Genomic DNA, 14,244 nt, shown 5'->3' with positions numbered 1-14,244 from the left:
GCCGTCGCGCCCGGCGATCGTGGCCCCACCGAACCCCATCACCAGCCCACGACGGAGTCCCCGATGAGCACACCTCGCTCCACCGCCCTGGACGACCAGCCGGTCTCGGTCCGCGCCAAGCTCGCCGCCGCCTGGACCAGCTTCATGTTCCTCTACGCCTACGTCGACATCCTCAACTTCTACACGCCCGGCGTCGTCGACGACATCCTCGACGGCAGGGTCTTCGAGTTCGACCTCTCCCAGACCTTCTCCACCTCGGCGCTCGCCCTGATGGCGGTGCCGATTCTCATGATCGCCCTGTCGACGAGCCTGCCCGCCCGCGCGGCACGCCTCGCCAACCTGGTCGTCGCCGCGCTCTACCTCCCCGTCACGGCGTTCAACCTCCTGGGCGAGTCCTGGGTGCTCTTCTACGGACTCGGCATCGCGCTCGAGCTGGGGCTGCTCGCCCTGATCGCGAGGTACGCCTGGACCTGGCCTCGGATCCGCCGGTGACGGGGCGTCGTTGTCGGTGCCCGTCGCTCAGACGAGCCCGGCCCGCACGGCGACAACGACGGCGCTGATGTCGTTGCTCGCCCCCAGCACCTGCCGGATCCTCCTCACGTCCGCGCGCACGGCACGGACGGTGCGGCCGAGGTCGGCGGCGATGCGCGCGGTGTCCCAGCCCCGCGCCATGCGGTGCAGGAGCGCGATGTCCGAGACCGACAGGTCCGGGATCTCCATGCGACGGGCCTCCTTGGCGGAGTGAGTGGGACGACGAGGGGCCACGCCGCAGCGTGACCCCTCGCCGGCTCGGTCAGCTCGTCTTCCTCCTGACCACCCGCACGGTGGTCGTGACGAGGACCTCGCCCTTGCCGCTGAGCACGCGCAGGACCTTGCGCCCCCTCAGGTTCGCGGGCACCTTGGCGGTCACCGTGGCCTTGCCGCCCTTCACCTTGGCGACGCCCAGTCGCTTGCCGCCGAGCATGACCTTGACCTTGCCGACGGACAGGTCGCGGACGCGGACCTTGATCGTGTCGCCGGCCCTGACCTTGCTCTTGACCGTGACCTTCGGCCCCACGGCCGGGGACGCCGGCATCGGGAGCGGGCCGGACGCCGACGGGCTGTAGGCCACGTCCACGAACGGCACGATCTTCGCCTGCTGGGGCCCGAACGACAGGTACTTCTGGTCGTTGCGCCACCACGGGTTGTTGCGGGCGATGCGCGGCGTCTGCACGGGGACGATGCCACGGTCGAGCTGGACGTTGGAGAGGGCCGAGGAGTACTCGATGACGATCGTGTTCTCGCCGTCGACGAGGTAGTCGCTGATGTCCGCGACGGGCGTGCTCCAGTTGATGCCACCGGTCGAGAGGTCGGTCCCGACCAGGGGGACCTGGTTGCCCCGGCCGTCGTCGATCGTCGCCTTGCCGACGCCACCGACGTCCTTGCGGACCTTGGTCGGGTTGGTCGAGACGTGCCCGCCGACCTTCTCGCCGTTGATCCACACGACCATCGAGTCCTCGAGGTCCTTGCCGAAGTCGACATAGGCGCCGCTCGCGGAGCCGGCGTCCCAGTCGAAGGTCGCCTCGTAGTGGCCCTTGCCGGAGACCGCCTTGCCGACCTCCGGGATCTTGTCCCACGTGGTGAGCTTGTCGAGCTCGACGTCGATGTCGGTGACGACAGTGGAGGTCTTGCGGTTGGTCGTGGTGAGGCCGTCGATCGTCTCGGTACGGGTCAGGTCGCCCTGGGTCGGGCTGGGGCGCCACGACTCGACGGTGAGGTCCCAGTCGGTGATGTCGTAGGCGGGTGGCACCTCCACGGCCTGGTCGACGAGCGTGCCGTCGCTGAGCCGCGCCGTCACCGTGCCCGACGCCGACGTCCGCAGGGCGACCCCGCCGTCGGTGGCGTACGCCGAGTCGGCGTTCGTGTCGAGGACGTGGAGCTGGGCCTTGTCGACCTTCTCGAAGGCGAGCAGGGCGATGTTGTCGTAGTCCAGGTCGATCGGGACGACGGTCTTGCCGTTCTCCCAGCGGTAGTCGGCGAGCTGGGTGGTCTCGCCGGTCCACGCGTCGATCGCGTAGGGCACGAACAGGCCGTCCTGCACGATGTCGGTCGTGATGTTCTGGCCGTGCTTGGCGTTGCGGACGCTCGCCTTGTGGCTCTTGTCGAGGTAGTCGGCCGGGTCGTAGTTGTAGACGTAGAGGTACTGGTTGCCCTGCTGGTCCTCTCGGGTCTGGGTCAGCAGCTGGAGGTTGGGCTCGCTGAACCCGCTGTAGGGCTCGACGCCGAGCTCCTGCAGCTTCTCCAGGACGTTGTCGTCGTAGCCGCCGGCCTGCGCGCTGAAGTAGTCGATGTCGTCGTAGACCGTCGCCTGACGCACCGTCGGCAGCGACTTCAGCTCGTCCATCACCTTCTCGAGCGCACCGTCCTTCCCGTCGTTGAACGGCGTCCGGGACGCGGCGTTCTCCAGGACGACGACCTTGAGGCCCTGCTTGGCCCACTTCATGATCCGGTTGGCGGCCTCCAGGTCCAGCCAGTCCTGGTAGAGGACGATGGCCTTGTAGCCCGCCTTCTCGATCGTCTTGGTCTTCTTGTCGAAGTGGACGTCGTCGTCGAAGAGGAACTTCGGGCTGAAGTAGTCGTAGGTGTAGCCGTTGTCCTGCAGCTCGGTCGAGCGGTAGTAGACGCCCTGGTGCGCGTACTGCCAGTTCATGTTCCCGTTGTCGTTGCCGATGCCGGCGTTGTAGGCGACGCCGTGGACCCACTTCTGGTTGATGAATCCCACGTCCGTGCGGCTCTTGCCGGTCTGGACGAGCTGTTGGACCCGGCCGAGGTGGGCGTTGAACTCGTCGTAGTCGGAGTAGCCCGGGTTGCGGGTGCCGAGCTGCCGGAAGCCGGTGGCGTTGTGCCCGGGCCAGGCGAAGCTGCCGTAGCTGTAGCCCGCGCCCCACACGTGCCAGACCATGCGCTGGAAGCCGGCGGCGTACTGCGCGTAGGCGTCGTGCAGGTCCATCTGTCGCGTGCCGTTGTACGCCGGGAGCTGGGCACCGGTCTCGCTGGAGAGGACCTTGTTCTCGAGCTTGGCGCCACCGGTCCACAGCCGCAGGATGTCGACCTGGTCGTACTGGTTGAAGTTCTCGGCCTCGGGATAGTCGACGTCCATCGCCGGCTCCGACATCTCCAGCGGGCGGCCGTAGGAGATCTGCGCGCGCGTCTCGATGCCGACGCCGTTGAGCCAGGTCTTGAGCGGCTGCAGCAGTCGTTCGCGGTAGAGCTGGGTCAGCACGTCCTGGTAGTCGTTGATGATGCCCTGCCGGCGGCGCTCGCCGCCGTCGAGCTTGTAGGTGCCCGTGTTGCCGGTCTCGTGGTACGGCGTGAACGGCGTCGCGGCGACACCGCTGATCAGGAAGAGGTAGGGCGTGATGTCGTAGCCCTTGCGCTTCTTGAACTCGGCGGCCATGTCCTCAGCCCACCAGGTGAAGCCGGTGCCGGTGTTGATCTCGAGGGAGTCCATGAACAGCTGGACGTCGCCCTTGGCGATCTTCGCGCGCAGCGCCGGGTCGGCCAGGTAGTGCTCCTCCCAGTAGGCCTTGAGTGCCTCGACGCCGCGCTTGTCGAAGTAGTTGGTCGCGTAGGCGGGCTGCGCCGACGGGCTCGACGCGTGGTAGGTGCCCTGGGTCCACAGGCCGAAGACGCGGTAGGTGCCGTCGGCGGGCGCCGTCCAGCTCAGGTTCTGGGTCCAGGCGTCGGCGCCCTGGGTGATCTGCGACTTGAGGTCGACGTAGCTGTCCGGGTCGACCGTGTCGCCGTCGGTCACGCGGTAGGCGTAGGCGGTGACGAAGGTGGCCCCCGCCTTGCGGGCCGAGGCGGCCGGCGCGGTCAGGGTGGTCAGCGTCTGGCCGGCGTCGACCGTGCTCGTGCCGAGCGTGAGGTTCTGCATCGCCTGCTGGCTGGCGGGGTCGAGCCCGGGGACGTTGGAGGTGGCCCAGTTGGTGCCCGAGGTGAGGTAGACCGCCATGCCCAGGTCGAGCAGCTTGTTCATCATCAGGTTCCACTTGTGGGTCCACATCGGGGACCCGTAGGCGTACTGAGCGTCGGGCGCGCCGCTGTCGCTCTGCATGCACAGCTCCACGCCGCGATAGCCCGCGTCGTAGAGCGCCTGGATCTCCTCGAGGAGGGACTCGTCGGTGTTGGCGGCCTCACCGAGCCACCACCGGACGTCGGTGCTGTAGACCCGGTCGGGGTCGACGTACTTCTTCTCCAGCTGCTGGGCGAACGCCGAGCTCTTCTTCACCGCCGGCGACCTGAGCACCACGCCGGCCTGCGCCGGAGCGGGCTCGGCGTGCGAGGCCGGTGCCGGGGCCAGGAACACCGCCGGCGCCGCGACGCCCAGGGCGAGCGCCGCCGAGAACAGGCAGGCGACCGGCCTGCCCCTCAGAGTGATTCCCACGTGTCCTCCTTCGTCCGGAGCGCAGGTGACGACTCCGAATTGAAACGATTCATACTTTCGTCCACCTACTGTGTCGGTCGTCACACGAGGTCCGCAAGGCTCCGGAGGACGCTTCGGGCACATCGCTGCCGATACCGCCTATCGACGCAAGACATAGTCCGAGGGACCGTGCCGACCCGCCGGCGTTGATACGTTCCAACCACCCCTGATCGCCGGCCGAGCGTCATGATCGGAGAGCCCTACGACCCATACCCTCAGGAGGCCGCCGTGGTCGACCATCATCGACTTCGTCGCCTCGACCTCAACCTGCTCCACTCCCTCGACAGCCTGCTCCGCGAGCGGAACGTCTCGCGCGCGGCCGCGGCCGTCGGCGTGAGCCAGCCCGTGATGAGTGCGGCCCTGGGCCGGCTGCGTCGGCACTTCGACGACGAGCTGCTGGTGCGGAGGGGCAACCGCTACGAGCTGACCTCGCTGGCCAAGCAGCTCGGCCCGGCGGTGACCGACGCCCTGCGCGCGGTCGACCGCGTCATCGCCGCCCGGACCCGCTTCGACCCGACGCTGGAGCACGAGTTCACCGTCGTGTGCGGCGAAGTGCTCGCCGCGATGCTGCTGCCGCGTCTCTGCCTCGCCATGCGGGCCGCCGCCCCCGCCACGACCCTCCGGGTGGTCGAGCCCGGGCAGCTCCACGGCGCCGACATCGCCGACCACCTGGCGGCGAGCGCCGACGGGGTCTTCCTCGCGCACGGCTGGCTCTCGGGCCTGGAGAGCATCGACGTCCTCGACGACCAGTGGGTCTTCGCCGTGTCGGCCGACGACCCCGCCGAGCGGCTGAGCGCCGAGGACCTCGACCAGCGGCCCTGGGTGGTGGCCCAGGTGGGTCAGGGCAACACGGTGGCGCGGGGCATGCAGCAGATCCTGGCCGCCGGCGTCCGCCCCCGTGCCGAGGTGATCGTCAGCGGCTCGATGAGCATGCCGTTCTTCCTGCGCGACAGCGACCGGATCGCGGTGATGGGCCGACGACTGATCACCGAGATGGGCCACCTCTACGGGATCCGGGAGATCCCCGGCCCGTGGGAGCTCGACAGCCTGCGGACGGCGTTCTGGTGGCACCCGAGCAGGCGCGACGACCCCGCCCACCAGTGGCTGCGGGGCCTGCTCGAGAACCTGCTCGACGAGGACGCCGAGTCGACGCGGGACGCCGGCTCCCGATAGCTCGGGCGACGCCCCGGCCGGCGGTGCGCGCCGTCAGCGACGTACCGCGCCGACGACCTTCTTCACCGCCCCCGCGCCCGCGCCGACACCGCGGGCGAGCACCCGGTGCGGCTTGCGGTTCGCGAGGTCCAGGACCGAGTCGGCGATGCCCCAGGTGAGCTTGCCCTCGGAGAGCTCGACCAGGGTCTCCAGCGGGAGGCCGACGGTCATGTCCTCCAGCTCCTGACGCTCCTTCTCGGTGGCCGTCGGCGGGAGCTGACGGACGATGAGCGACTTGAACGCGCGTCCGGGCAGCGTGGCGGCCAGCTCGAGGACGGTGGACTGGCGGGTGAAGGGCCGGGCGGTCTTCGACTGGCTCGGGTCGTGGGACATGGCGTCTCCTGTCAGGGGCGATGGACCGCGGAGCGGCCGCGCGCAACGTACCGCGCATCCTGCCCGACGAACCGCTCGCCTGCCTTCATGCCCGGGAAAATGCCTCAGGGCCCCCGCCGCAGCGGGGGCCCTGAGGGTGAAGCGGTGGAGCAGCGGGACTCAGAAGTCCATGCCGCCCATGCCACCGGTCGGGTCGCCGGCGGGGGCGGCCTTCTCCGGCTTGTCGGCCACGACGGCCTCGGTGGTGAGGAAGAGCGCGGCGATGGACGCGGCGTTCTGCAGCGCCGAGCGGGTCACCTTGGCCGGGTCGATGATGCCCTCGGCCAGCAGGTCGACGTAGTCGCCCGTGGCGGCGTTGAGGCCCTGGCCGGCGGGGAGGTTGGCGACCTTCTCCGCGACGACGCCGCCCTCGAGGCCGGCGTTGATGGCGATCTGCTTCAGCGGGGCCGAGACCGACGCCTTGACGATCTGGGCACCGGTGGCCTCGTCGCCCTCGAGCTCGAGCTTCTCGAACGCGGTCGCGGCGGCCTGGACCAGCGCGACGCCACCACCGGGGAGGATGCCCTCCTCGACGGCCGCCTTCGCGTTGCGGACGGCGTCCTCGATGCGGTGCTTGCGCTCCTTGAGCTCGACCTCGGTGGCCGCGCCGACCTTGATGACGGCCACGCCGCCGGCCAGCTTGGCGAGGCGCTCCTGCAGCTTCTCGCGGTCGTAGTCGGAGTCCGACTTCTCGATCTCGGCGCGGATCTGGTTGACCCGGCCCTCGATCTGGGCCGCGTCGCCGGCACCCTCGACGATGGTGGTCTCGTCCTTGGTGATGACGACCTTGCGGGCCTGGCCGAGCAGCTCGAGACCGGCGGTCTCCAGCTTGAGGCCGACCTCCTCGGAGATGACCTGGCCGCCGGTGAGGATCGCGATGTCCTGCAGCATGGCCTTGCGGCGGTCACCGAAGCCCGGCGCCTTGACGGCGACGGACTTGAAGGTGCCGCGGATCTTGTTGACGACCAGGGTCGACAGCGCCTCGCCGTCGACGTCCTCGGCGAGGATGACGAGCGGCTTGCCCGACTGCATGACCTTCTCCAGCAGCGGCAGCAGGTCCTTGACGTTGCTGATCTTGCTGTTGGCGATCAGCACGTAGGCGTCCTCGAGGACGGTCTCCATGCGCTCCGGGTCGGTGACGAAGTACGCCGAGATGTAGCCCTTGTCGAAGCGCATGCCCTCGGTGAGCTCGAGGTCGATGCCGAAGGTGTTCGACTCCTCGACCGTGATCACGCCCTCCTTGCCGACCTTGTCCATCGCCTCGGCGATGGCGTCGCCGACGGTGGCGTCGCCACCGGCGGAGATGGTGGCGGTGGCGGCGATCTGCTCGCGGGTCTCGACGTCCTTGGCCATGCCGAGCAGCTGCTCGGAGACGGCGGAGACGGCGGCCTCGATGCCGCGCTTGAGACCCATCGGGTTCGCGCCGGCGGCGACATTGCGCAGACCCTCGCGGACCAGCGCCTGGGCGAGGACGGTCGCGGTGGTCGTGCCGTCACCGGCGACGTCGTCCGTCTTCTTGGCGACCTCCTTGACCAGCTCGGCGCCGATCTTCTCGTAGGGGTCCTCGAGCTCGATCTCCTTGGCGATGGAGACACCGTCGTTGGTGATCGTGGGGGCGCCCCACTTCTTCTCCAGCACGACGTTGCGGCCCTTGGGGCCCAGGGTGACCTTGACGGCGTCCGCGAGCGTGTTCATGCCACGCTCGAGACCGCGGCGGGCCTCCTCGTTGAAAGCAATCAGCTTCGACATAACTCCTGCGATTCCTTCGCGATGTCCGTTGTCACTCTCAAGGCGAGAGTGCCAGCATCATGTTTAGCACTCGACCATGGCGAGTGCAAGGAGAAGGGGCCTCCCGGAGGGAGCTCAGGCGCCGACGCCGGGCGGCGCGTGGTGCCCGAACGGCACCCGCTCCGCATGCCCGAGCGCCAGCAGCACCGACGGCAGCAGCGCCTTGGCGGTGCGCTTGTAGCCCAGCGCGCTGGGATGGAAGCGGTCCAGGCTGAACATCTCGTCGGGGTTGGTGATGAAGAACGGCCCGACCACATGGGCGAGCGAGACCGCGTGCGCGCCGTTCCGTACGGCGACCTCGGCCTGGGCCGCCGCGAGCTGGCGTGACATCCGGGAGCCGAGCGAGCGCAGTGGCTGCGGCACCGGTCGCAGCGCGCCGAGGTCGGGGCAGGTCCCGACGACGACCTCGCTCCCCTGCCCGCGCAGCCGGGTCACCGCCTCCTCGAGGTGCGCCGCCGAGGTCGCGACCGGGACCCGGTGGGTGACGTCGTTGCCGCCGACGACGATCACGGCGACGTCGGCGCGATACCCGGCCGGCAGCCCGTCGAGCTGACCGGCGAGCGCCGAGCTCTCCGAGCCGACCACGGCCGCGGTGCGCAGCGCCACCGGCCGGCGCAGCTCGCCGGCCAGCCCCCGGGCGACCCGGGCGCCGAGGGTGTCCTTGGCACGCTCGGCTCCCAGCCCGGCGGCGATCGAGTCGCCGAGGACGAGCAGGTGCAGCGGCGGGCCGTCGTACGACTTGCGCTTCCACACCTTGTCGGCGGGGATCGCCTGCTCCCCCAGCGGCTTGCCGATCCGGGCCCGGGCGATCGCCGCCTGCCGGCGCAGCAGCTCCCGCCCACCTCCGGTCGTGACGCCGATGCCAGCGAGGGCGAGACCGGCGGCGACGAGGGTGGTGCGGGTGCGGCTCATGGCTGCTTTGAACCAGACCGGACTGAACGGACCGTGGCCTCCCGGTTTCGCCACGGTGGCGGGTAGCGCGTCTCACCCGGCATTCCGGTCGGGTTTCGGGCGATTTCACGACCGGCATGCCGGGTACGAGGCGCCCCCACCCTCGCCCCCACCCTCGGCCGCGCCCTGCGCGATCAGCCGGCGACGAGGGTGGTCGGCTCGTGGCCGACGGGGAAGCTCACCGACGCGGCGATGAAGCAGTTCGCGCTGGCCTCCGCGTGGATCGCCTGCGCGACCTCGGCCATCGCGGCCTCAGCGACGCTGACCCGGGGTCGGAGGGTGACCGAGGTGAACCGGCCGCCCTGCCCGACCTGGGCCATGGTGCCGACCGGGCTGTCGTCGTACGCGACCACGACGACGCCGTGGTTGACCGCCGAGTGGAGGTAGGACAGCAGGTGGCACTGGGCGAGCGCGGCGAGGAGCAGCTCCTCGGGGTTCCAGCGCGCGGCGTCGCCCCGGAAGGTGGGGTCGGCGGAGCCGAGCAGGTCGGGCTTGCCGGCCGCGGTGAGCAGCACGTCGCGGCCGTAGTCGCGGTAGCCGGAGGTGCCGGAGCCGCGGTTGCCCTGCCAGACCAGGTCGAGCGCGTAGTGGTGGTCGGTCACCCGCCCATTGTGGCCCGGCGCGCACTGACCGGGAGAGGCACTAGCAAGAACCTGTTCTAGTTTGGCACTCTTCTCCTGTGACCCCCACCACAGCGACCACCGCGCGCCCGATCAACCTCGCCGACGTCCTCGAGGCGATGGCCGACGCCCTGCCCGACCGCGCCGCCGTCCACACCGGCGACCGGGTGTGGACCTTCGCCGAGATCGACGAGCGCGCGACTCGCCTGGCCAACCACCTGGTGGGGCTCGGGATCCGGCCCGGCGAGCACGTCGCGGTGCACTCGACCAACCGGATCGAGTGGGTCGACGCGCTCTACGGCTGCCTCAAGGCGCGGGCGGTCCCGATCAACATCAACTACAAGTACCTCCACGACGAGCTGGCGTACCTCTACGACAACGCCGACTGCGTCGCGGCCATCGTCGCCCCCGAGTACGTCGACGCGCTGGCCGGGCTCGACCTCCCCACACTGCGGCACACGATCGTCCTCGGCGAGGAGTACGACGCCGCGCTGGCCGCCTCCTCCCCCGAGCGACAGGTCACCGGCCGCAGCGCCGACGACCACTACGTGCTCTACACCGGCGGCACCACCGGCTACCCCAAGGGCGTCGTGTGGCGCAACGAGGACCTGATCCGCGCCGCCCTCAACGCGGCCCGGTACGGCGCCCCACTGGACTCCGTCGAGCAGCTGGTCGCCGAGGCGAGCGCCACCGAGAACCCGATGGTGCTGCTGGCCTGCGGCCCGATGATGCACGGCGGCAGCCAGTGGATCCTCGGCAACGCGCACGTCGCCGGCCAGACCGTCGCGCTCTACACCGAGCCGCACTTCGACGCCGCCACCATCCTCGACCTCGTGGAGAAGGCGAGGGTGGTCTCGCTGACCTTCCTCGGCGACGCGATGGGCCGCCCGGTCGCGGAGGCGATCCTCGCCGAGCCGGACCGCTGGGACCTGTCCAGCCTGGCCGCGGTGTCCAACGGCGCGGCGCCCCTGTCGGACGGCGTACGCGAGGAGATCCGCCGCGCCCTGCCCGGGCGGTTCATCCTGGACTCCTACGGCTCCTCCGAGTCCGGCGCCGCCGGGTCCCGGATGGACGACGGCACCGACGGCGGCCAGAGCGCGCCGCGGTTCACGGTCACCGACCAGGTCGAGGTCTTCGACGCGGACTTCAAGCCCTGCCCGGTGGGCGTCGACGGGATGCTCGGCCGCTGCGGGCCGGTCCCGCTCGGCTACTACAAGGACCCGGTCAAGACGGCCGCGACCTTCAAGGAGATCGACGGCGTGCGCTGGGCGATCCCGGGCGACTTCGCGCGCCGCGAGGAGGACGGCTCGGTGACCGTGCTGGGCCGCGGCTCGGTGTGCATCAACACCGGCGGCGAGAAGGTCCACCCCGAGGAGGTCGAGGCGGTCCTGCTGCGTCACGACGACGTCTTCGACGCGGTCGTCGTCGGCACCCCGCACGAGCGCTGGGGCCAGCAGGTCACCGCGCTCGTGCAGCGCCGCGCCGGCGTCGACCTGAGCGAGGACGACGTCCGCGACCACTGCCGCGCGCTGATCTCCAACTACAAGGTGCCCAAGACGGTGCTCTTCGTCGACGAGGTGCCGCGGACGCCGGTCAGCAAGGTCGACTACCCGGCCAGCGCCGCCCTGGCGGCCCAGCTGCTCGGCTGAGGTCGGGCGGGCTTCGCGGGGGCTGTCGATTCGGCACCGGCTCGCCCGTCATCGGGGTGGAAGACTCAGCACACCCCACGAGGAGATGATCCCGATGACTCAGTACGCCGTCCTCCTGATCGGCAGCGAAGCGGCCTGGGCGGCCGCGACCCCCGCCGAGCAGGCGGCCGTGTTCGCGATGCACGGCGAGTTCAGCCGACTGCTGGAGGAGCGTGGCCACCAGATCAGCGGCGGTGCCCAGCTCGACAGCACCCGCACCAGCCGGGTGCTGCGGATGTCCGACGCCGACGTCGTCACGACCGAGGGGCCCTACGTCGAGTCGGTCGAGCAGCTGGGCGGCCTGTACCTCGTCGAGAGCGACGATCCCGATGACCTGCTGGAGATCTGCGAGATCCTCGCCAGGACCGGCGACACGGTCGAGGTGCGCGCCTGCCTGGCGCCACCCGCCGAGTAGCCCGCCTGGTGGAGCAGCTCGAACGCGCCCTGCGCGACGAGTGGGGCCGGCTCCTGGCCCTGCTCGCCGCGTGGTGCCGTCGGGTCGACCTGGCCGAGGATGGACTCGCGGACGCGTTCGAGGCGGCTGCCCGCACCTGGCCGACGGCGGGGCCGCCGGCCAACCCGGCCGGCTGGCTGCTGACGACGGCTCGGCGACGGATCACCGATGCCCTGCGCAGCGAGGCCGTCGCGGCGCGCAAGGAGCCGCTGCTCGAGGTCGAGGCGTCCCTGCAGCAGGAGGCGCGACGGGTGGTCGCCGCCCCGCCGGAGTCGGAGGTCGTGATGGACGAGCGCCTGCGCCTGGTGCTGCTGTGCGCCCACCCGTCGTTGTCCCGCGAGGCCTCCGCCGCGCTGACCCTCCGGCTGGTCCTCGGCGTCACGACCGAGGACGTCGCGCGGCTTTTCCTGGTGCCGACCGCGACCATGGCCGCCCGGCTGACCAGGGCCCGCAAGAAGCTGGCCGGCGCCCGCTTCACCGTCCCGTCCCCGGACGAGCTGGACACGCGGGTGGGCACCGTCGCCGACATCGCCTACCTGGCCTTCACCAGCGGCTACGCACCCGGCTCGGGCGCTGACGTCCTGCGCGCCGACGTAGCCGGCGAGGCCCTCCGCCTGGTCCGGGTGCTGCGCGCGGTGCTCCCGAGCACGTACGACGAGCTCGACGCGCTGCTGGCCCTGATGGTCCTCCAGCACGCCCGCCGCGACGCCCGCGCGGTCGGCGGCCGGCTGGTGCTGCTGCCCGACCAGGACCGGAGCCGCTGGCACCACGACGAGGCGCTCGAGGCACTCGACCTGCTCCGCCCCCTGGTCGGCGCACCCCCGGCGCCGTACCTGCTCCAGGCGTTGATCGCCGCCGAGCACGCGATCGCGCCGACGCCGGCCGACACGCGGTGGGACCGCATCGTGGAGCGCTACGACGAGCTGCTTCTACTGCGCGACTCCCCGGTCGTGCGGCTCAACCGCGCGGTCGCGGTCGCCGAGCTCGACGGGCCGGCCGCTGGGCTGGCCGCGCTCGAGGGGGTCGCGCTGGCCGGGCACCGGCTGCCCGCCGTACGGGCGGAGCTGTCGGCCCGGCTGGGTCGGACCGACGAGGCGCGACGTGCCTACGACACCGCGCTCGCGCTGTGCCGCAACGACGCCGAGGCCGCCCACCTGCGCGGACGGCGCGCGCTCCTGCGGGCGGGACCGTCGTCGGCGTCACCGTGATCAGGAGCGGTGCCTCGCTCGCCCTCGGGTGCGGCACCTACCGGGAACGGTCCGGCCCAGGTGGTCCCCGTCGTGCCGTCCGGGAGGCGGCGGTGTCGGCGCCGTTGCCGTTGCTGTCCTTCTCGACGACGGTGATCTCCGGCTTCGGCTTGACGAACCCGAGGGCCAACGGGGATCACGATCCCCATCGCTGACCAGGTCACCCGTCCAACCGGTCGAAGGTGGAAGGGGTTCGCACGGAGGGTCGGGACGTCACCTGGTCGAGCCCGCAGCGCTCCGGTCGTAGCGCTCGAGGTTCGTCAACAGCTCTCCGGCCTGGCCCGACCCGCGCGGGGGTGTCTGGGGTCGGTCGGCCTGGTCGCGCCGCCACCGGTGCGGCGGCGTACCGAAGTCGCGGGCGAAGGCGCGCGCGAAGGTGTTGATGTTGGTGAAGCCGACCTCCGCCGCGATCCGGCTCACGGGCTCTCGGGGCCGCGCCAGCAGCAGGGCCGCGGCGCGATGGAGGCGCACTCGGCGCAGGTACGTCGCCGGACCGTCACCCGACCTCGTGAACAGCATCTCCAGGTAGCGCCGGGAGATCATGAAGTGACGGGCGACGTCGTCGATGGTCAGCCTCGGGTCGGCGTGGTGGTGCTCGAGGAACCACCGTGCGGTGACCAGGATCGCCTGGCCACTCATCAGGGCGCGGGATCGCTCGGAGTAGACCATGGGGTGCACCGCGACGTGAAGGAGCTCCAGGGCGAGCTCCTGATGCTCCTCGACCTCCGCGTCGCGGATGGCGGCGTCCATCGCGACCAGGCCCGCCAGGTAGCGCCGGAGCACGTGGAGGCCACCGAACTCGTTGGACATGGCCGCACTGGTGAGCTGCCGCAGGTCACGTTCGCGCAGGTCGAGACGAGTCCGGGGCAGGCGGAGGACGAGCAGGTCGTTGCGCTCGTAGCGCATGCTGTACGGCCGGTCGTCGTCCATGAGGAAGCCGCCGCCGCTCGACAAGGCCGCGATCCGCCCGTCCTGGAGGGTCACGCCGGCACCGGCGAGGAAGGTGCAGAACATGACGGTCTCGCGCGGGTCGGTCGCGACCGATCGGGCCGTGCGGGTCAGGGTCAGCGGGGTGGACGCGATCTGGCTGATGTCCAGCCCACCCACGACGCGCTGACGCAGCGCCCCCCGGAAGTCCTCGCCGATCGCATCGATCCGGAGGGGGACGTACGCCTGGGCACAGGCCTCGCGCCAGGCGTCGACGCCCACGATGCTGACCTGAGCGGTCGACGGATACCCACCCACGGCCCCGTGACTACCGCCGGATGGCGTGGGGACGACATGAGGTCGCCACTGGGTTCGCATTTCGTCGATTTCGTACCGGCGGAAATCGTCGTTTCGCGCAAGCGGCCGCCTGAACGCTGGCGATGGTCTCGCCCCGGCCAGCAAGGTGCGTTCGGGCCAGGCGAGAGCAGTGACGCTCCGCTCCCGACCGGGCTGCTGGCTA

At 70.8% G+C, this 14,244-nt stretch carries 12 protein-coding genes; 5 read left to right on the top strand and 7 right to left on the bottom strand.

The genetic code is table 11. The annotated features are described in order from the left end of the window. Positions 1–63: 63 nt before the first annotated feature. The gene (locus JOD66_RS20635) at positions 64–492 is read left to right on the top strand and encodes a DUF6326 family protein (protein WP_204838682.1); all 429 of its coding nucleotides are present in this window, start codon (positions 64–66) and stop codon (positions 490–492) included. 27 nt (positions 493–519) lie between these two features. Here the strand turns inward: JOD66_RS20635 and JOD66_RS20630 are convergent, their stop codons facing one another. Together JOD66_RS20630 and JOD66_RS20625 are read right to left on the bottom strand one after the other, a co-directional pair. Then, positions 520–720 carry a helix-turn-helix domain-containing protein gene (locus JOD66_RS20630; RefSeq protein WP_204838681.1) on the bottom strand — a complete coding sequence of 67 codons (201 nt, stop codon included), beginning with the start codon at positions 718–720 and terminating at the stop codon, positions 520–522. A 73-nt stretch (positions 721–793) separates the two neighbouring features. Continuing rightward, positions 794–4,426 (bottom strand): glycosyl hydrolase, encoded by a 3,633-nt coding sequence (locus tag JOD66_RS20625; RefSeq protein ID WP_204838680.1) that lies wholly within the window; start codon positions 4,424–4,426, stop codon positions 794–796. Positions 4,427–4,693: 267 nt separating this feature from the next. Between JOD66_RS20625 and JOD66_RS20620 the strand changes: the two genes are divergently transcribed. Continuing rightward, positions 4,694–5,638 (top strand): LysR family transcriptional regulator, encoded by a 945-nt coding sequence (locus tag JOD66_RS20620; RefSeq protein WP_204838679.1) that lies wholly within the window; start codon positions 4,694–4,696, stop codon positions 5,636–5,638. Between the two features lie 33 nt (positions 5,639–5,671). Here JOD66_RS20620 and JOD66_RS20615 read toward each other — a convergent pair whose 3' ends face one another. From JOD66_RS20615 to JOD66_RS20600, 4 genes are all read right to left on the bottom strand, one after another. Then, complete coding sequence (locus JOD66_RS20615) at positions 5,672–6,010, bottom strand: hypothetical protein (protein ID WP_204838678.1); 339 nt, start codon at positions 6,008–6,010, stop codon at positions 5,672–5,674. 159 nt (positions 6,011–6,169) lie between these two features. Next, complete coding sequence (gene groL, locus JOD66_RS20610; RefSeq protein ID WP_204838677.1) at positions 6,170–7,798, bottom strand: chaperonin GroEL; 1,629 nt, start codon at positions 7,796–7,798, stop codon at positions 6,170–6,172. A 114-nt stretch (positions 7,799–7,912) separates the two neighbouring features. After that, a complete protein-coding gene (locus JOD66_RS20605; protein ID WP_204838676.1) occupies positions 7,913–8,749 on the bottom strand; it encodes an SGNH/GDSL hydrolase family protein in 837 nt (278 codons plus the stop codon). Between the two features lie 173 nt (positions 8,750–8,922). Then, positions 8,923–9,390 carry an OsmC family protein gene (locus JOD66_RS20600; protein ID WP_204838675.1) on the bottom strand — a complete coding sequence of 156 codons (468 nt, stop codon included), beginning with the start codon at positions 9,388–9,390 and terminating at the stop codon, positions 8,923–8,925. Positions 9,391–9,467: 77 nt separating this feature from the next. On the opposite strand from JOD66_RS20600, the gene JOD66_RS20595 reads away from it, so the two are divergent. From JOD66_RS20595 to JOD66_RS20585, 3 genes are all read left to right on the top strand, one after another. After that, positions 9,468–11,057 (top strand): acyl-CoA synthetase, encoded by a 1,590-nt coding sequence (locus JOD66_RS20595; RefSeq protein WP_204838674.1) that lies wholly within the window; start codon positions 9,468–9,470, stop codon positions 11,055–11,057. Positions 11,058–11,151: 94 nt separating this feature from the next. Next, positions 11,152–11,511 carry a YciI family protein gene (locus JOD66_RS20590; RefSeq protein ID WP_204838673.1) on the top strand — a complete coding sequence of 120 codons (360 nt, stop codon included), beginning with the start codon at positions 11,152–11,154 and terminating at the stop codon, positions 11,509–11,511. A gap of 8 nt (positions 11,512–11,519) precedes the next feature. Continuing rightward, on the top strand, positions 11,520–12,758 hold the full coding sequence (locus JOD66_RS20585; protein ID WP_204838672.1) for an RNA polymerase sigma factor: 1,239 nt from the start codon (positions 11,520–11,522) through the stop codon (positions 12,756–12,758). Between the two features lie 252 nt (positions 12,759–13,010). Here JOD66_RS20585 and JOD66_RS20580 read toward each other — a convergent pair whose 3' ends face one another. Next, a complete protein-coding gene (locus tag JOD66_RS20580; protein ID WP_204838671.1) occupies positions 13,011–14,042 on the bottom strand; it encodes a helix-turn-helix domain-containing protein in 1,032 nt (343 codons plus the stop codon). Positions 14,043–14,244 lie beyond the last annotated feature (202 nt).

Origin of the sequence: Nocardioides nitrophenolicus, from assembly GCF_016907515.1 — a bacterium.
Lineage (GTDB): Bacteria > Actinomycetota > Actinomycetes > Propionibacteriales > Nocardioidaceae > Nocardioides > Nocardioides nitrophenolicus.
This window is presented reverse-complemented; position numbering and strand designations above follow the sequence as displayed.

Coding starts and splice junctions, on each gene's coding strand:
- JOD66_RS20590 (WP_204838673.1), top strand. CDS start 11,152: ATGACTCAGTACGCCGTCCTCCTGATCGGCAGCGAAGCGGCCTGGGCG.
- JOD66_RS20635 (WP_204838682.1), top strand. CDS start 64: ATGAGCACACCTCGCTCCACCGCCCTGGACGACCAGCCGGTCTCGGTC.
- JOD66_RS20615 (WP_204838678.1), bottom strand. CDS start 6,010: ATGTCCCACGACCCGAGCCAGTCGAAGACCGCCCGGCCCTTCACCCGC.
- JOD66_RS20605 (WP_204838676.1), bottom strand. CDS start 8,749: ATGAGCCGCACCCGCACCACCCTCGTCGCCGCCGGTCTCGCCCTCGCT.
- JOD66_RS20630 (WP_204838681.1), bottom strand. CDS start 720: ATGGAGATCCCGGACCTGTCGGTCTCGGACATCGCGCTCCTGCACCGC.
- groL (WP_204838677.1), bottom strand. CDS start 7,798: ATGTCGAAGCTGATTGCTTTCAACGAGGAGGCCCGCCGCGGTCTCGAG.